The 16629-nt window shown below is 36.6% G+C and carries 21 protein-coding genes and 1 riboswitch; of the genes, 5 read left to right on the top strand and 16 right to left on the bottom strand.

What is annotated here, in order from left to right:
* Nucleotides 1–266 precede the first annotated feature (266 nt).
* Nucleotides 267–1241 (bottom strand): protein kinase family protein, encoded by a 975-nt coding sequence (locus CFK40_RS07545; RefSeq protein WP_089531728.1) that lies wholly within the window; start codon nt 1239–1241, stop codon nt 267–269.
* A gap of 77 nt (nt 1242–1318) precedes the next feature.
* On the opposite strand from CFK40_RS07545, the gene CFK40_RS07540 reads away from it, so the two are divergent.
* The gene (locus CFK40_RS07540; RefSeq protein WP_089531727.1) at nt 1319–1831 is read left to right on the top strand and encodes a phosphatidylglycerophosphatase A family protein; all 513 of its coding nucleotides are present in this window, start codon (nt 1319–1321) and stop codon (nt 1829–1831) included.
* A gap of 49 nt (nt 1832–1880) precedes the next feature.
* On the opposite strand, the gene CFK40_RS07535 is transcribed toward CFK40_RS07540, so the two are convergent.
* A complete protein-coding gene (locus CFK40_RS07535; RefSeq protein ID WP_089531726.1) occupies nt 1881–2645 on the bottom strand; it encodes a TIGR01457 family HAD-type hydrolase in 765 nt (254 codons plus the stop codon).
* A 17-nt stretch (nt 2646–2662) separates the two neighbouring features.
* Nucleotides 2663–3100, bottom strand: coding sequence for a DUF86 domain-containing protein (locus tag CFK40_RS07530; protein WP_089531725.1), 438 nt, complete (start codon nt 3098–3100; stop codon nt 2663–2665).
* Between the two features lie 107 nt (nt 3101–3207).
* On the opposite strand from CFK40_RS07530, the gene CFK40_RS07525 reads away from it, so the two are divergent.
* Nucleotides 3208–3474, top strand: coding sequence for an SAV0927 family protein (locus tag CFK40_RS07525; protein ID WP_089531724.1), 267 nt, complete (start codon nt 3208–3210; stop codon nt 3472–3474).
* A 325-nt stretch (nt 3475–3799) separates the two neighbouring features.
* Nucleotides 3800–4081: a hypothetical protein gene (locus tag CFK40_RS07520; RefSeq protein ID WP_089531723.1), complete on the top strand. Its 282-nt coding sequence runs from the start codon at nt 3800–3802 to the stop codon at nt 4079–4081.
* 23 nt (nt 4082–4104) lie between these two features.
* On the opposite strand, the gene CFK40_RS07515 is transcribed toward CFK40_RS07520, so the two are convergent.
* Complete coding sequence (locus CFK40_RS07515) at nt 4105–4380, bottom strand: YutD family protein (protein WP_089531722.1); 276 nt, start codon at nt 4378–4380, stop codon at nt 4105–4107.
* A gap of 208 nt (nt 4381–4588) precedes the next feature.
* On the opposite strand from CFK40_RS07515, the gene CFK40_RS07510 reads away from it, so the two are divergent.
* Both CFK40_RS07510 and CFK40_RS07505 read left to right on the top strand, forming a co-directional pair.
* Entirely contained in the window at nt 4589–5161 is a 573-nt protein-coding gene (locus tag CFK40_RS07510; RefSeq protein ID WP_089531721.1) for a YhcN/YlaJ family sporulation lipoprotein, read from the top strand.
* A 15-nt stretch (nt 5162–5176) separates the two neighbouring features.
* Nucleotides 5177–6139: a M23 family metallopeptidase gene (locus tag CFK40_RS07505; RefSeq protein ID WP_089531720.1), complete on the top strand. Its 963-nt coding sequence runs from the start codon at nt 5177–5179 to the stop codon at nt 6137–6139.
* A 40-nt stretch (nt 6140–6179) separates the two neighbouring features.
* Here CFK40_RS07505 and CFK40_RS07500 read toward each other — a convergent pair whose 3' ends face one another.
* The 12 genes from CFK40_RS07500 to CFK40_RS07450 all read right to left on the bottom strand — a co-directional run bounded on the left by CFK40_RS07500 (nt 6180) and on the right by CFK40_RS07450 (nt 16562).
* On the bottom strand, nt 6180–6296 hold the full coding sequence (locus CFK40_RS07500; protein ID WP_089531719.1) for a methionine/alanine import family NSS transporter small subunit: 117 nt from the start codon (nt 6294–6296) through the stop codon (nt 6180–6182).
* A 1-nt stretch (nt 6297) separates the two neighbouring features.
* Nucleotides 6298–7821 carry a sodium-dependent transporter gene (locus tag CFK40_RS07495; RefSeq protein ID WP_089531718.1) on the bottom strand — a complete coding sequence of 508 codons (1524 nt, stop codon included), beginning with the start codon at nt 7819–7821 and terminating at the stop codon, nt 6298–6300.
* A 388-nt stretch (nt 7822–8209) separates the two neighbouring features.
* Nucleotides 8210–9766, bottom strand: coding sequence for a Na+/H+ antiporter NhaC family protein (locus tag CFK40_RS07490; protein ID WP_089531717.1), 1557 nt, complete (start codon nt 9764–9766; stop codon nt 8210–8212).
* 123 nt (nt 9767–9889) lie between these two features.
* Nucleotides 9890–10066, bottom strand: a riboswitch (Lysine riboswitch).
* Nucleotides 10067–10113: 47 nt separating this feature from the next.
* Nucleotides 10114–10902, bottom strand: a complete 789-nt coding sequence (yunB, locus tag CFK40_RS07480) for a sporulation protein YunB (protein ID WP_089531715.1) — start codon at nt 10900–10902, stop codon at nt 10114–10116.
* A gap of 225 nt (nt 10903–11127) precedes the next feature.
* Nucleotides 11128–11532, bottom strand: coding sequence for an HD-GYP domain-containing protein (locus CFK40_RS21295; RefSeq protein WP_405196576.1), 405 nt, complete (start codon nt 11530–11532; stop codon nt 11128–11130).
* A 78-nt stretch (nt 11533–11610) separates the two neighbouring features.
* Complete coding sequence (locus CFK40_RS21290) at nt 11611–11829, bottom strand: HD-GYP domain-containing protein (RefSeq protein WP_227001895.1); 219 nt, start codon at nt 11827–11829, stop codon at nt 11611–11613.
* Nucleotides 11816–12073 carry a hypothetical protein gene (locus tag CFK40_RS21285; RefSeq protein ID WP_227001894.1) on the bottom strand — a complete coding sequence of 86 codons (258 nt, stop codon included), beginning with the start codon at nt 12071–12073 and terminating at the stop codon, nt 11816–11818. The genes CFK40_RS21290 and CFK40_RS21285 overlap by 14 nt, the downstream gene beginning before the upstream one ends.
* A 3-nt stretch (nt 12074–12076) precedes the next feature.
* Nucleotides 12077–13441, bottom strand: a complete 1365-nt coding sequence (locus CFK40_RS07470; RefSeq protein ID WP_089531714.1) for an IS200/IS605 family accessory protein TnpB-related protein — start codon at nt 13439–13441, stop codon at nt 12077–12079.
* Nucleotides 13442–13596: 155 nt separating this feature from the next.
* Nucleotides 13597–13791, bottom strand: coding sequence for a hypothetical protein (locus CFK40_RS07465; RefSeq protein ID WP_089531713.1), 195 nt, complete (start codon nt 13789–13791; stop codon nt 13597–13599).
* Between the two features lie 166 nt (nt 13792–13957).
* Nucleotides 13958–14260 (bottom strand): YunC family protein, encoded by a 303-nt coding sequence (locus CFK40_RS07460; RefSeq protein ID WP_089531712.1) that lies wholly within the window; start codon nt 14258–14260, stop codon nt 13958–13960.
* A 70-nt stretch (nt 14261–14330) separates the two neighbouring features.
* Entirely contained in the window at nt 14331–15731 is a 1401-nt protein-coding gene (locus CFK40_RS07455; RefSeq protein WP_089531711.1) for a bifunctional metallophosphatase/5'-nucleotidase, read from the bottom strand.
* A gap of 12 nt (nt 15732–15743) precedes the next feature.
* A complete protein-coding gene (locus CFK40_RS07450) occupies nt 15744–16562 on the bottom strand; it encodes a sulfite exporter TauE/SafE family protein (protein ID WP_089531710.1) in 819 nt (272 codons plus the stop codon).
* Between the last annotated feature and the right edge of the window lie 67 nt (nt 16563–16629).

Below are 16629 nucleotides of genomic sequence, written 5' to 3'. Positions count from 1 at the left end.
TAAAGGCAAACAATGTAGTTTGCCTTTTTATTTTAGTCTGTTTTCTAAAAGATTGTTGTTATTAATTAAAAAAGTATTGCTGTATAGGAACTAAATGCACATCAGCAGTGGAAATATGCGAGACTCGCGGGAAGAGAAAGCTACGCAAGACCCCGGAAGCGAGGAACGAGCTGAGGAGGCTTGCGGCTTCCCCGCGGAAAGCGAGTATATTTCCACTGCGGCATTATATAACCTAAAACAACAATCTTTACTAAAAGAACCTTATTTTATAACCAATCAACGACAGGTATTTTCCATTCATCATGCTCTATCCCAACTGTTTGAAAAAAATCTCCCATGAATTTTTCATACCGAATTTGTTTAAGTTGCAAATCGGTCAAACTTGATAATAAAGAATCATAAGAGGTTGAAGTGAAACCTTTTTCCATTAGATCGAAAAAATGAACAGGATAAAGGAGACGCGCATACAATAACCGCCAACTAAAAATCGAAAGTGATCGTTCCTTTTGGTAATCTTGCAAAAATTCAATTACATTTTCTACACCTTTTTCATTTTGATACAAAATACAATATCTAATGTGTTCGGCTAAATCGCGTACTGGATGATCGTATATAAAATCCCCATGCCAGATCACATCTCGATTACATTGATTCGTGTATCGTTTATATGCAATTGTCCCTTTATCACTTTCATGGAAGCGATTATCAAATTCAGTCTCCTGCAAATATTGAATTGCATTTTCACTTATGCCAATGATATATGGGAATAAATCTGAAAGTTTACGGTGATAGGGTGATTTATATAACGTATCATCCTGCTCCATTTTTTGTTCAAATGCTGTCAACTTGTTAATCCATAATTGTTTCCATTGACCGTAGCTTGAGAAGTCTTGTGGTTCAAATGGATAACCTGCCCCCACACGATGTAAATGAGCCAATAATTTTCCGTGTGACAGCTTCAGATTCCTGTCTAAAGGACGCATTTTCACTACTGTATATTCATCTCCCATAAACAATGTAGTCCATTCTCCGTTTACATTTTCAACTGGCACAGCTACATTGTTCACACCATTCTCAAAAAGGTAATAGGCTAAAGCTAGCTGCTCTATATGAATAGCTTCCTTGTTTTCAGCAGGAATGATAAAATAAATATATTCGTTTCCTATAAATCCTTCCGCCCCATCTAGGAAACAGGTTCCTTCTGTTTGGATACCATAATAGGTAGCAAGTAAATTTTTCACATATTTCCCCCCTTACACATCTACAATAAGTGTATGTATAACAAATGGATAAAAATACGTAAGAATAGGTGATTTTAATGGATAAAAATATGAAACAAAGTCAATTAGAGTTAAAAGCACGTGAATGGTTAACAGAGCGCGGCGTTACGTTAGATGATATCGCGGAGTTAGTTTATTATTTACAAGCAAAATATCATGACGATCTTAGTATGGAAGATTGTCGTCACAACGTGGATCGCGTTTTAACAAAACGTGAAGTTCAGAATGCAATTTTAACTGGTATTCAGCTAGATAAGCTTGCTGAACAAAAGCAATTGGAATTCCCGCTTCAACAGACGATTGAAACAGATGAAAGTTTATATGGTGTGGATGAAATAATTGCCCTTTCCATTGTAAACGTTTATGGGTCAATTGGATTTACCAATTATGGCTATATTGATAAACAAAAGCCAGGAATCCTTGAACGGTTAAACGATAAATCAACTGGCGAATGTCACACGTTCTTAGATGACATTGTCGGAGCAATCGCAGCAGCTGCCTCAAGCAGACTTGCACATGGAGGACGTGACGAAGTAAAATTGGATGACTAATACAGGAAAGCTGTCTAATACGAGTTTTGCCTCGATTAGACAGCTTTTTTCATTCAATCCATTCACTTAAACTTTGTATATGATAAGTTGGCTTTTTTGGTAATGTAAGAAAATCTTCAAATGGGGTTACACCTGTAAAAACCATAAGTGTGTCTATCCCTGCCCGAATTCCTGCTGTAATATCGGTATAATAATTGTCACCAACCATTAGCGTTGCATCATGCGATAACCCAAGTTTCTTTAGTGCTTGCTCCATGATAATAGACTCTGGCTTTCCAATGAATACTGGATCTACGCCCGTACTAACAGTGATTACAGAGGTAAGTGCACCATTCCCAGGAACCAACCCCCGCTCCGTTGGAATAGCTTTATCACTATTCGTTGAAACAAACACAGCACCATTTCGTACAAATAAACATGCCTTGGCTAATTTTTCGTATGTAATTTCACGGTCAATTCCAACTACCACAAAATCTGGATTCTCATCTGTTATAACTAACCCTTTATCTCGAAGTGCTTCATGCAGCCCTCTTTCGCCAATCACATAAACACGGCCATCCTTATTCAGATTCGCAATATAACTAGCCGTAGCCATACTAGATGTAAACACATGATTTTCTGTTGCGGGAATATCCATATCATTTAGCTTTTTCGCAATTTCTAACTGTGTTCTTGATGAATTGTTGGTAAGGAATAAATGCGGAAGACCTTTTCCTTTTAAAAATTCCACAAATTCCTTAGCAGCGTAAATCCGTTCATTACCTTTATACATCGTTCCATCTAAATCAACTAGATAGCCTTGATATTCCTTCATGTTCAAAAACCCTCATTTCATTCATTCGAAAATGCATTGGCAACACCAAGCTCATTTTCCAAATAGGTGTGAATCCTTTTGCTAAATGATCCTAGTGCTTGTTTATTCTCATTTAAAGTAGTCAAGACTTTTCGATGGTCAATGTCTAAATATTCTTTAACAATCATCGTGCGCAGCTTTACGACTGCCTTATACCCTTCCTGTTGTTCTGACGGAAGGACTTTTTCATCCACTAAGATATCAATAATATCCTCATAACTTCCAGGATCACGCATGATAAACCCATCAATCATCATATTCCCTACATCTAAAATAGATTCAATGACCATTTGTGTAACTCTCTCAAGCAATAATTTATCTCTAAACGATTCAAACGACTGTTTCCCAAGTTCCTGTAGCAGGCCATCCATATATTTAAGTGTTTCTTCTATTTTTTTTCGATCAACAAAATACATTCAAATACCTCCATCTTCTGGTTACTTCAAATATACCACATAATCAATGAAGGCTTAAACAAAACGTGGTATAGTAGGGTAAATCATAAGTGTCAAGGAGGAATATTATGACAAATAAATTTAAAGTTTTATTAGATGAAACAGTTGAAAAAGAGGTTCGGTATATTAGTTTCATGGGGAACTTCCATCGATATGATTTTGCCATAATGGATGGCCAGGAACCTAACAAAAAAATAATAATAGACCTACGAAATAATCGCTTTGCAGCTATAAGTAAGGAAGATTTCTCAAAGGAAGGCGAAATTGAACATTCTTTCCATGTTACTGAAATGGAAGGGGATGAATTGAGAGAATTTCTTGGAGAGATTTTGTAGCTCACTATTCGGCAGCTAACCATCATGAAAGAAATCTATAAGAGGTTGTTCAAAAAGTCATCAAATGATAAACGGCGAATTTCTTCGTTGCGTAGTTTTTCTGGTCCTCACGTATTTGGGGGGAAGGAACTTCTACTAAGACCGCCCACGTCCTGTGGGCAACATAGAAGTCAGTACATCCTGTACAAGTCCGGTCCTCAAAATCTTCGCGCCTTGAACTTCTTGTTTCTATTTTGCCGACTTTTTGAACACATATTATAAGTTTTAAACAAAAGAATAAATAAACCCTTTCTAACAAAACCTAAAGATTGAAAGGGTGTTTTGTATGCCAAAAAAGAAGAAAAGAAACTACTCCGATGTCGATAATGCCAAGAAGCAACAAAATGAATTAATACCTGAAGAATTTCCAGAAGGTCCGTTTGGTTCATCTATTAATGATGATGAGCCTGTTGAAAGTAAATCAACACCTTGGGAAGAAGGTCAACGACGCCAAAGTGCATTCGTTTTTCCAGATAAGGAGCAACATGAAGATTTACCAAGACAAGCCGCGGGGTCACATCCGATTCATGATGAAGAGGGAGAGGTTCTTCCAGAAGAAGAGCAGTAGTTCCTAATAAGGGACTACTGCTCTTACTTGTCTATTTTTTTCAGTACGAAATAAGCGCATCCAAAATTACAATACTCATACAGGTAATCCTCTAATGTGCTTATTTTTGAATCAAATGCAGCTTTTGTATTTTGGTCATCATAGAACCCACGTAATCGTAGCTGATCATATCCCCAGTCACCAACAATAAAATCGTATTTCGTTAATATATCTGAAAACCTTTCAGTTAATCGTTCTGCGTCATAGCCATCCTTTATATTTTCCATAATTTCATACGTTTTTCCATGTAATTCGATCACCGAGCTTCACCCCTTTTAAACTGACTATAGTTTACCATAAAGTTCTCCCGTTCAACCAGATATTATCCTTAATTTACATGTGGTTATTCTCAATTTATGCGAATGAAATTTGGTTCATGTAGCAAAATAACTCCATAAATACCAAAGAAAGCAGAAGTGCCATTTTAAACAGAATGACACTAGAGCTAGACAAAAGGCGGGAAAATTTATGTATAAAAAATTTGCATTCGTTCTTTTATTATGTACATTGTTCATTTCAGCGTGTGGTACTGCCAATCAGGAAGCTGACGAGCAGGAACAAATTAGAAATGAATTAGACCCAGCAAGAAATGACGAAACTCCTGCTTCTCAAGAAGAGGAAAACCGACTTGGCTATGTACATTACACAAGAGATCAACTAAATTTAAACAACAATAACGAAAACAATCATGGAGTTACAATGGATCGGCACAGGGTAGCAGATATGATTTCACGTATTATTTTACGTAATGAGGGGTTTGATGAAGTAGCTACATTAGTTACAGATAAAGAGGTATTAATTGCCTATGGTAAGAACGATGGGCTTGATGACGATACAGCTGCAGATATTGCTAAGAAATCGGCACTTTCTGTTATGCCTCGCTACTTTCAAGTATTTGTTTCGGATGATAGAAGTTTAATTCCTGATATTCAAAGTCTACACAATAGTAATACACAGCAGGGAAATTACAGGAATACTATTACATCCATTATTAAAGAAATGAAGAAATCACCTCAAGGAATCGAGAATGAAAATAACTAACAAGGTGATGAAGCTATGAAAATTTATCGTTTAATCTGTGCTTTACTCATTTTTCTCTTTATTCAAGTAAGCACGGATGCCATCCATGCAAAAGAAGAAGAAGATATTTATGAACAACGTATGGAACTATATAAGAAAACGGAAGCCTTAACCTTAATCCCGTGGTATTATTTTGCAGCAATTGATCAATACGAACGAAATATTCAAAAGGATGTACCATCTGACCAAGTTATATCCATTTCTTTTGAACCTATTGAGTGGTTCGGTATGGGTAATGCAAAAAACAAAAATGAAATGGTGATCACACTTTTTCATGGTATTGGTAAAGATGGTGATGGTGATAATAAAGCAGATCCCAATAATCCAGAAGATGTTTTATATACAATGGGAAGATATTTGCAGCAATACGGCTATTCTAAAGAGGATATTAAAATCGCTCTATGGAACCACTACCAGCGCGATTTGAATGTACAATCAATTATGAATACAGCCCGTGTTTTTAAAAAATTTAATGGAATTGAACTAACCGATCGCGTCTTTCCTTTGCCCTCGAACTACAATTATAGCTACAACAATACTTGGGGAAACAGACGAGGATTCGGTGGTCTTCGAATTCATGAAGGAACAGATATTTTTGCAGACTATGGTACACCAGTCAGATCAACAACTTATGGTGTAGTTGAACTGATTGGATGGAATTTGTTTGGTGGATGGCGAATTGGACTGAGAGATGTTCACAACATTTATCATTATTATGCTCATTTAAGTAAATATAAGGATGATATAAAAGTTGGACAAATTGTTAAGCCGGGTGATGTGATAGGTTATGTCGGCTCAACCGGCTATGGACCTCCTGGAACATCAGGAAAGTTCCCGCCACATTTACATTATGGAATGTACAAAGATAACGGATATAGTGAATGGTCGTTTGACCCATATCCTTATTTAAAAAAGTGGGAACGAATGGGGAAAGAATAGGAAAAGCCATTGTGACGTTTAAAATCACAATGGCTTTTTATTAATTATTTGATTTAGCTTTTCTAGACTTTTTAACGGCATTCGTAATACTCGCCGCAAGTCCTCCCCAGATAATAACCATACCTAAGATCATAATAAAAATTGCACTGCCACTCATATTATTGGCCTCCTTTATCTACTGTGTTCTTTGTTCTCCATTTGCTAAATGATAACAGAATACCTACAACAATTGCTGTGATAGCAACTGCCCATCCACCAAAGAAGATAAATGAATCAGTATAGCCACCATAGTTACCGGTACCGGTTTCTGTATCAAATTCTTTTAATAGGTTTTGTTTAAACAAACCAAACATTTGATATCCAAGTACAATCGGTGTGATGACGCTTAGGCTGACTGTCCACCATGCTCCTAATTGAATATCAGATATTTCATTTGCATGTGATTTAAATTCATTTAGCTTACGGAATACCCAAGCCATTAAGACTACCTCAACTAATCCTAAGAATGCAACACCGAACTGATTGATGAAATAATCGGCTACATCAAGGAAGTTCAATCCGCCTTGCGTAGCAAACAATAGTGAAATTAGTGCTGCGAATCCGCCGCCAAACAATACCGCTTTATTTCTTGAAATTTTAAATTTATCCACTAATCCAGCTACATAGGTTTCTGTAATAGACATAAGTGAAGTTAATCCAGCTAGAACGAGTGAGGCAAAGAATAAGAATCCAAAGAGTGCATTAAATGCTGGGAATTGATTAATAATTTCTGGGAATACCACAAATGCTAATCCAACTCCACCAGTCACTACTTCATCTACCGCTACACCCTGTTGAGCTGCCATAAATCCAAGTACGGAGAATACCCCGATACCACAAAGCAATTCAAAACTTGAGTTACCAAAACCAGTGATAAAAGCGTTATTCGTAATATCCGACTTTTTCGGTAAATAACTAGAATACGTAATCATGATTGCAAATGCGATCGACATACTAAAGAAAATTTGCCCGTATGCTGCTACCCATACACCAGGATCAAGAATTTTATCGAAATTAGGTTCAAAGAATGCCTCAAGCCCTGTCAATGCTCCAGGTAATGTGACTGCACGGATACAAATAATAATAAAAATGATTACTAATGCTGGTATAAATATTCGGTTTGCAACTTCAATCCCTTTTTTAACACCTTTGAATAAAATACCTAGTACAACAATCCATACAATAATTAATGGAATAAGTACCCCAGGAACAAAACCACCGATTTGACCAGGAGCTGCTAAATGTAAGTATTCCTCAAACAAGAATGTTCCTGTATCGTCCCCCCAACTTAGATTAAATGAGAAAACAGAATAGGATATTGCCCAGGCAATAATAACCGAGTAATATGTAGAAATAACAAAGGCTACTATTACTGCCCACCAGCCAACCCATTCTGCTTTTTTGTTAATTTTTTTATACGTCAATGGTGCCGATCCTTTGTATTTATGGCCCATTGTGAATTCCATAATTAGAATTGGAATCCCGGCAGTAAGAAGTGCAAATAAATATGGAATAAAGAACGCTCCACCACCATTTTCATATGCTACCGTTGGAAACCGCCAAATATTTCCTAAACCAATTGCCGAACCAACAGCAGCCATAATAAACCCTGCTCGTGTTCCCCATTGAGATCTTGTTTCCATTTTTTCTACCTCCCTAGTTAACTTTTCTATTTTATATCTATGAAAAAAAGTAAGAAGGAATGTTATAAATGTTTACTTTTTTCAGATATTTATGTTTGTATTATACCGATACTTTAGAACTATGTCAAAACAAAGTCTTGATGAAGCACCTTTCCCGTTCTTTTCAATCTCATTTGGACCTTCATTACCTTGAAGAAGTACTTTCCCCTTGCTCCTCAGTCTTATTTCGATCTTCATTGCCTTGATGAAGCGCTTTTCCCTTTCTTCTCAACCTTATTTCGATCTTCATTACAATTAGATGTTTTAAGCGCCACAAAGTCGCTTGATCTGCTAATTTAACCCAAAAAGTCAGGCAACCGAAAGATTCCCCGGTTACCTGATTTCATAATTATATAGTAGAAGATTTTGTTTTGTTAATAAAGTGAATAAAGAAACTTACCGCTATTAGTAATACTAGAGCCAACAGCAGAGCTAAAATTATGTTTCCAGTGAATCCTATCACCAGGTAACTAATCCCTCCAATTGTCGCAGCGATAAAAGCATATGGCAACTGCGTTATGACGTGAACAATATGGTTTGACCCAGCACCTGTTGAGGACAGAATAGTCGTATCGGAAATAGGTGAACAATGATCACCAAATACTGAACCTGCTAAAACTGCTGCAAGGGCCGGTAATAGTAAGGATACATCTGTAATGACTGTAATTTCTGCTGCGATAGGTAACATGATACCAAATGTGCCCCATGATGTACCTGTTGCTAATGCCATTAAACCAGCTATAATGAAAAATAAGAATGGTAATAAGGCAGAATCGATTGATGCTCTTTCCACCAACTGTGCCAGGTAATCTCCAGTTCCTAGTGTATCAATTATGGATCCAATCATCCAAGCTAAGAGTAAAATATAAATGGCTGGAAGCATTGTCTTTGCACCTTCTGCAACTATTTTAAAGCCATTTGCCTTTGGTTTATCTTGTAAAAGATGGAAAGCTAATGCTAGCACTACTGCGAGCACACCACCAATAAATAAGGAAAGATTCACATTGGTATTAGCAAAAATCGCCAACAATGTCGCATCTGTACTGGCTTGAATCCCAGTAATAATCATGGCACCAACTGTACCTACTACCAATACGATTATCGGAACAAGCAGATGATATAATTTACCATTCTTATGTGGTTCAAAAACTTCTCCTAAATCACCTGGAACATTTTTTTCATCAGGGTCCATTAATTCACCTTTTTCAATCGCTCGGTTTTCGTGCTTACGCATAGGCCCAATATCCATTTTTAAATATGCTGTAAAGAATACTAGTATTAGTGCACCAATAGCATAAAAATTAAGTGGAATCATTTTCACAAAGGCCTCTAGTGGTTGAAGATCCGTAATTCCATTTGCTACAAATAGACTACCAAGAACACCAATTATATACGCTCCCCAGCTTGAAATCGGCGAAAGAACTGTTACAGGAGCAGACGTAGAATCAATGAAGTAAGCAAGCTTAGCACGTGAAATTTTATGTCGGTCAGTAAGCGGACGCGCAATTTGTCCAACAGCCAAAGCATTAAAATAATCATCAATAAAAATAATGATTCCTAAAAATGCTGTCATGACCTGAGCGCCTGTACGAGTTTTTACCCGTCTGATCATATATTCTCCAAATGCCCGGCTTCCTCCTGACGCACTTAAGAATGCCGTCATTATTCCTAGAAGTAACAAAAAGCCTAATAACAATAAATTACCAACGTTAAGTCCATCAGTAGTATAAAAAATTTGATAAAAAACTACCCATATCTCATTAATCGTCCCTAATAAGTTAAAATCATGAATAAATAAGGCACCAAGAATAATCCCTATTCCAAGTGATAATAAAACCCTTTTTGTAAGTAACACCAGAACAAGCATAAGTAGTGCTGGTATTAATGAATAAATCGTTCCTTCCATCCTTCTTACCTCCAAATTATCTACTATGAAAGTGCACGGAGATGTTACGTTAAAAAAACACGCAAAAAAACAATGATAGAAAATAACTTATCATTGTTTGGGCAATATACGTTATCCTCCATCACGATCAGTAGTCCTCCATGCACAATCATGAACATGACAGTATAGCCTTTCTTCAAAACTATACCAGCAATAAGAAGCTTGACTCTTCTTACACTTCGGCAAACAGTCCTTTCGTCAATAATCACAGGTGTCATTCTCCTATTGACTACTAATCCTATTTGCGCCTCTACCTCACCGATCTGATAAGGTTTAGTCTATGAAATTATTGTCTTTATTATACTAAGTTATTCCTCTTTTTGCAAGTCGTCTTTAGGAATAGCAATAGGAGGGGTACCATTTCCATCGCTACCATAGTACAGTGGAACCTCTGAATTTATCGTTCTTGCATCAATATATATCTTTGTGCTTACTGTATCAGTTTTTGTTGTAAAAGGGACAACAATTTGAACATCAACCGTTACTTGAACATATAAATTATAAACAACACTATTTATACCAACTGCTTTCTCATCCACTACTATGTCAGACTGGATCGCACCAACAATTTCAAAATTCACTGGTATTCTTGGCCCCAAGTTAGCAAGTATTGTATTATCAAATGCTTGCCCAATAGGTATTTCTACAACAGTTGGATCTTTCTCTGCTAGATCTCCTGCCGAATCATCATAATCTAGGGGTGGTAAGTCTGGATCATCTGTATCAACAGTTTCTCCTTTGTTCATATTATATAAAAAATATTCGGCACGTTCTGTAGTTTTTCTTAATAATTTATTTTGCGCTTCCCCACTCCAACTAACCATTGAAATATTTCCTTCGTCATCTTTAGAAATATCCACAAGGTTATCAAACGTTATACCTTCACTTGACTTAACCGCGGCGTTGATGGCTCTGGTTGCAAATTCAGTCGTCTTTATTTCTGCAATTTCCATTAATGGCGGTTGTATTTTTTTCCCTATAAACCAGATACTAAACGAAACCATTGCAACAAATAAAATGCACGTAATTACAAATATGTATTTAACTGGAGGCGGTGTTCGTGGTTTTTTTCTAAAAACACTTTTCTTTGGTTGCATCAAGATTAAAACCCCCTTAACACAAGTTATGCTTGTTTTAAGAAGGTTAGAATTTAATATTTATAATGCGTGTTCAAAAAGTCGGCAAATTAGAAACAAGAAGTTCAAGGCGCGAAGATTTTGAGGACCGGAACGTATGCTTTTAATACGTGAGGACCGGAAAAATTTTGCAACGAAGAAATTCGCCGTTTATCATTTGGTGATTTTTTGAACAACCTCTTATACTTATTCATGGAAGCATGCTTTAATCGTAATGGAGAGACATCTAGATAAATCAATTTCATAAGGGGAATTATCTTGCTTGCTTTCATCCGTTATAATACGAACAATCGGACGATCACATAAATGTTTATGCTGCCTGACAACAACACCTAATCTATTATCACTTAATTCAACAGCTAATCCATTTGGATATACCGCAACACTCCGTTTAAAGGCCTCAACTATTTCCTTGTCAAATAGGTTTACTGCACCTGCGTACAATATTTCTAAGCCGTCGCGCGGAAGCATGGCATCACGGTAAGACCTGTTACTTGTTACAGCATCAAATACGTCAGCAACTGCTATTATTTTTGCATATGGATGAATATCATTACCTGCTATCCCTCTTGGATATCCTGATCCATCCAAACGTTCGTGATGCTGAAATGCACAGTGTGCCACAACTAAAGGAATATTTTCTTGTTTTCGTAAAAAATCATACCCATATTATGGATGGCATTTTATCATTTCAAATTCCGATGACGTTAATTTAGAAGGTTTCTTTAGTATATCAGGTTCTATGAAAATCTTTCCCATATCATGCAGCATCGAACCGACACCAATTTCAACAAGCTTACTTTTTGGTAGTTTTAGTTCTGTTTCAATCGCAAGCGAATAGATCGTTACATTTAAAGAGTGTTGAAAGATATAATCATCTATCCGCAAGTAATGACAGGGCATCCTTCCGCTTCATAATATCATCAAGTAATCGTTCAACAATACAAGTCATCTGACTACCTTTTTTCTCTAATATATAAGAACGATTACCGAAGCCTTTTTGTTTTATATCATGAAACGTATCCTTTATTGTATTAGTAGCGTCAATTCTCGCCTTTTCTGATAGTACAGAGTGAACCTCTCCACCTAAATTGAGATTTTGATGGAGCTTCGATTGACTTAAATACAGCAAACGTCACGCTGGTTTCGCACCGTTGGTGCGTAGAGCCTGATGTAAGCTAATTAATGAAGCCAATGTCAGCCGAGTTCTAGCTAGTAATTCGGGGACTTTTGCCTGAATTGCTAACCTCTTCTTTTCAGAAAAGGGTTTAAGAATTTCTTTTATAAAATACCGAGCTCCTATATTATAGGAGGCACTTAAATCTGCGTGATAGACTTTGCCATTTTGAAAGGTGGCAAGGTCTTTTTTAGTATTACGCTTCACTTTTCCAGATCCATCAAAAGCAAGAGCGGACGTGTATTTAGGATTAACTCGACGAATGCGCATACCACGATAATGAGCCATTTCCTCTACTTTTGATTGAATCCCGAGTTTGCACCAATGGTGCAATTTGTGACGTATTCTCTTTGCACCAAATATGTCCTTCGGGACACGCATTTTCCCTAGGTATTCGAATACAACCACAGATGCATTATATTCCTCAGCGAATTTGATAATTTCAGATGCGGTATTTACTTTAATGTAATTTTGTAGACCATTGATTCTTCTCCAAAAATTCGGTGCTTCGATTTTCCCTGAACTTCGCTGCGCTTTCTTGAGTTTGCCTATAATCGTGTTCATCCGGTCTTTTTCAATTGGTTGGTTGATGAATTTCCTACCAATGACAGTTCCATTTGAACGCATAGCGGAACAAACTGCAGAGTTGGTTAATCCAAGGTCAACAGCTATAATCGTTTGTTCATTTATCTTTGTTTTGTTTACCTTTACTTTTTTGGTACAGGAAAAGTTGATAAAATATTTTTTGCCAACTTTAATAAGCGTAGGATTGTTTTCTTTCCAATCGAGTATCCCTCTGTTTTTGAGGTTTTTGTCATTAAACGTGATTGTATGCCAAACCCAGTCGTTATTTATAAAAAGTTTAATTTCCGCTCGATTAGAGGAAATTCGATTAAACATATTCCCTTTATAGAACACTGGAAACGCATCGTGTTCCATACTTAAAACCGGAGGTTTTTTAGTAAACGCTTTCCCATCAGACAGCGCTTTTAACTTGTCAGATTGCCAGTTTTTTAGATTTGAACGATAGCTAGTTACGATGCCAAATGCTTTGGAGATCGCAGATCTCCTTAAATAGGAAGGGAACTTATAAAAAGTACTTGTAAAATCATATTCGGGAGAAGGGTTGTCTTTGGTTCGATGGATAAGCTTTTCAACAACACGAGTCACTTCTTTCGTACTCAAACCTTCTACTAGAATCCACTCTTCATCTATAACTTCTACAATAAACTTTAACGCATTTCGATAGATTATAAGCGTAGGTTCGAATGAAATAGTTCCGTGCGATAAAATTTTGTTTTTTATTGTTTTTGTTTTTTCCATCGAATCCGCCCTCCTCGAACACTTGATCTACTATCATTATATAATCTGACGAAAAATAAAACAATAAGTTGGTCTTTAAAAATATAAAAAAATCAAGACCGAGAAGGTTAACCCCCACTAAATGCTACGCATTTTGAAGGGGACTACACCTTCCCCTATTGTTCAATTTGAATATCATTGGTTAGCTCGTCTACTATGTAAATATAAGTAATCCCTTGAAATACGAGACGATTGATCATTTTTTCAGTTAAGCCTAATCCTTTTTGTATTAAAACCTTCCCACCTTCATTAAATACAGTTTGTCCAACAATGGTTCCAGGTTTTATTAATTTTGTACTTGCTAATCTCATAGGGCTCTCCTAACTCTGTATCATACCAAATTAATTCATCATGATACTAATTCTGTATAAAGATTCTAACAAAATTTTTCGAATAATACTATATATTAAACTACAATTATAGACATTTAAAGCGCCATTAAATGCGCATGCCTTCCATAATGGAAGACATACGTTTTTATGATATATGGCCCAATGCTTCTTTCCCTACCATACCTACTTCCCAACCGTAGGACTTTGAAGCATCTGTTACTTTTTGCAGTGGTGCATGTAATAATTCATCAATCGTTTTAACTCCAACAGCCCGGGCTGCTATCACGTTCCTATCAGCTAGTTTTTCATTTAAAAGATCTACATCTAAAGCTCCACACATGATATAACCGATATCATTAGAAATCATGAGTAAGTTTGTTTTTGGGAGTTCGACAGTAATTGCGGTGAAAAACATTCCATCAATTTCCAAAGGATTTACAGTAATCATCAAGTATTTCCTCCTTTTCTACATCACCATATATGTGTATGCAGATAGGGGCCTAGGTGCTACTTTAGACTTATCTTGATTCATATTCTTCTTTAAGTGTTTGAGCTAGCAAATCCCGCAGAAATTCAGGTAAAAAATATTTTTTTGTTTCGGACTTAGCAACTTCTGGTAATAGTCTTCCAAAGGTGAACGTATCTGCTGTTGCTACATGATAGGAATAATCAGGGTTTAGAGGTTGGCCATTCATGCTTACATTTTTCACGTATTCTTGGCCATCTTCCCTTATTTCGGTTTCTATTTCCACGCCCGCATAGATCATCCTTCCGAGAACCTCACCACGAAATCCAAACCCTTTTAACTGCAATTCCATGAATTCCTTTTTGAATGATGCACGAATAACCTCTATCAGCTCGTCACCCTTCAGGACTACTACACAGGGGTTAATGGGATGTGGACAGATACGATGGACATCTTTAAGGGAAACATCACCCGCTTCAAATCGATCAAGCAAAACACCAGCATTCAACATGGCACAGTCAGCTTTCGTCCATTCTTTTAATGTTGCAGACAGTTTTTTCATTATCGGTGTATCTTTAAACCAGCTAATTTCAATCGTTTCATTAAGTGTGACGACCTTTTCTTGTAGAACTTTATCGGCCTGAACAACTAAGTCATTTAATTTTTCTTCTGTGTGTAAGTCTTTTGCTCTATGTGTTATATCGGTTGTATAGGCCTCTTTATTAACCACTTTCTTTTGATTATGATCCCATGTCAAAATAACTTCCCCGACAAATGCACAATGTTTGCCTGCAGCAGTGATTATCGTATCGTTAATCATCTCACCCGTCCGCATTAAATGATGTGTGTGCCCACCAATAATGGCATCAATATCATCATATCTTCTCGCAATTTCCTGATCTTCAGTTATACCTAAATGCGATAGTAAAATAATGACATCCGTATGTTTAGTAAGCTCACTTATATATTCATCTAAGACCTCAAATGGAGGTGAAATATGCCAATCTAGTAGTTCATAAAATGCATTAAAAGGTGCAGTTAACCCCAAGACACCAACTCTAACACCTTCAACCGAGTTAATACTGACGCTAGGTTGAAACCATGGCGGATTATCACCTTTTACGTTTTGCAGGTTGGCACAAACTACATCAAACTTTGCTTCGTCATATAAATGATACAGGTCATCATGATCCAACGTGATTCCTTCGTTATTTCCAAGGGTGACAACATCATATCCCACATCATTCATTAATTGTACATTGGCCTTTCCCATAAACGCTTCAGCAATTGGATGCACACGATCGACATGATCACCAATGTCAAATAACCAGCATGATTGGTTTTCTGCCTTTTTCATATCTTTTGCTTCCTTCAAATATCCAGCTACCCGTGACCATTGATCAAAATTACTATGTAAATCATTTGTATAATAAAAGAATAATTTTTCCTCCATGATACCTACTCCTTATGTTAATCCTTCAATAATTAAGCGTACCCCGACAACTAGTAAGAGCACACGCAAAATCCATTCAAGTGACTGACTTTTTAACTTTTGATTCACGATCGCCCCAATTGCTCCACCAATCCATGCCCCAGGAATAAAAAATAGGACATATTCCCATGATACATGTCCAAGGATTATATGAGTTCCAGCACTTATCATACTAATAAAGACAATCATAAACATCGATGTTGCAATCGCTATATGTGCAGGAAACCCGAACAACAAGATCATGAGCGGAACCATGACTGAACCTCCGCCAATCCCGAATAAACCGGATAATGTTCCAACAAATAGTGAAACAATAAAAGCTCCCCAAAAAGAAACCGAATAATGATATGTTTTATCGTCAAGATGGAATGATCGAATGTTTTTCTGTGCTATTGTTTGTTTTTCCGATGTCGTTTTTCTCCTTAATAAAAAGAGTAATGATAATACAATCATTAAGATACCGAAATAAAATGAAAATCTTTCTGCAGCAATAAATTGATTTAACCAAGATCCGAAGATTCCCCCAGGAATGCTACCAGATAAAAGTAATAAACCAGTTTTATAATCAACTCGCCCTTTTTTGAAATAAGAAATAGTTGAAGATAGTGCTGTAAAAAACATAACAATTAATGATATTCCGACAATCGTTTGCGGAGTAGCCCATGCGAACTCGCTTGAAAATTGATGTAAAAATAATAAGCTCGGAATCAGAATAACTCCTCCGCCCAGCCCAATTAGACTACCTGCAAATGCAGTGACAAACCCAATTATCATACAAATAATGTAAACCACTAGTATCCCTTCCGTCTCCAAATCCTTATGTATACTATCTAATATATTAGCACGCTTTATAGTTGAT

The organism is Virgibacillus necropolis (assembly GCF_002224365.1).
GTDB classification, from domain to species: Bacteria; Bacillota; Bacilli; order Bacillales; family Amphibacillaceae; genus Virgibacillus_F; species Virgibacillus_F necropolis.
The sequence above is the reverse complement of the archived record's forward strand: the minus strand, read 5'-3'. Positions and strand labels throughout refer to the sequence as shown.

Bases quoted from the DNA above. Each gene is read 5' to 3' on its own strand.
- CFK40_RS07540 (WP_089531727.1), top strand. From the start codon at position 1,319: ATGGATAAAAATATGAAACAAAGTCAATTAGAGTTAAAAGCACGTGAA.
- CFK40_RS07535 (WP_089531726.1), bottom strand. From the start codon at position 2,645: ATGAAGGAATATCAAGGCTATCTAGTTGATTTAGATGGAACGATGTAT.
- CFK40_RS07530 (WP_089531725.1), bottom strand. From the start codon at position 3,100: ATGTATTTTGTTGATCGAAAAAAAATAGAAGAAACACTTAAATATATG.
- CFK40_RS07525 (WP_089531724.1), top strand. From the start codon at position 3,208: ATGACAAATAAATTTAAAGTTTTATTAGATGAAACAGTTGAAAAAGAG.
- CFK40_RS07520 (WP_089531723.1), top strand. From the start codon at position 3,800: ATGCCAAAAAAGAAGAAAAGAAACTACTCCGATGTCGATAATGCCAAG.
- CFK40_RS07510 (WP_089531721.1), top strand. From the start codon at position 4,589: ATGTATAAAAAATTTGCATTCGTTCTTTTATTATGTACATTGTTCATT.
- CFK40_RS07505 (WP_089531720.1), top strand. From the start codon at position 5,177: ATGAAAATTTATCGTTTAATCTGTGCTTTACTCATTTTTCTCTTTATT.
- CFK40_RS07500 (WP_089531719.1), bottom strand. From the start codon at position 6,296: ATGAGTGGCAGTGCAATTTTTATTATGATCTTAGGTATGGTTATTATC.
- CFK40_RS07495 (WP_089531718.1), bottom strand. From the start codon at position 7,821: ATGGAAACAAGATCTCAATGGGGAACACGAGCAGGGTTTATTATGGCT.
- CFK40_RS07490 (WP_089531717.1), bottom strand. From the start codon at position 9,766: ATGGAAGGAACGATTTATTCATTAATACCAGCACTACTTATGCTTGTT.
- yunB (WP_089531715.1), bottom strand. From the start codon at position 10,902: ATGCAACCAAAGAAAAGTGTTTTTAGAAAAAAACCACGAACACCGCCT.
- CFK40_RS07470 (WP_089531714.1), bottom strand. From the start codon at position 13,441: ATGGAAAAAACAAAAACAATAAAAAACAAAATTTTATCGCACGGAACT.
- CFK40_RS07465 (WP_089531713.1), bottom strand. From the start codon at position 13,791: ATGAGATTAGCAAGTACAAAATTAATAAAACCTGGAACCATTGTTGGA.
- CFK40_RS07460 (WP_089531712.1), bottom strand. From the start codon at position 14,260: ATGATTACTGTAAATCCTTTGGAAATTGATGGAATGTTTTTCACCGCA.
- CFK40_RS07455 (WP_089531711.1), bottom strand. From the start codon at position 15,731: ATGGAGGAAAAATTATTCTTTTATTATACAAATGATTTACATAGTAAT.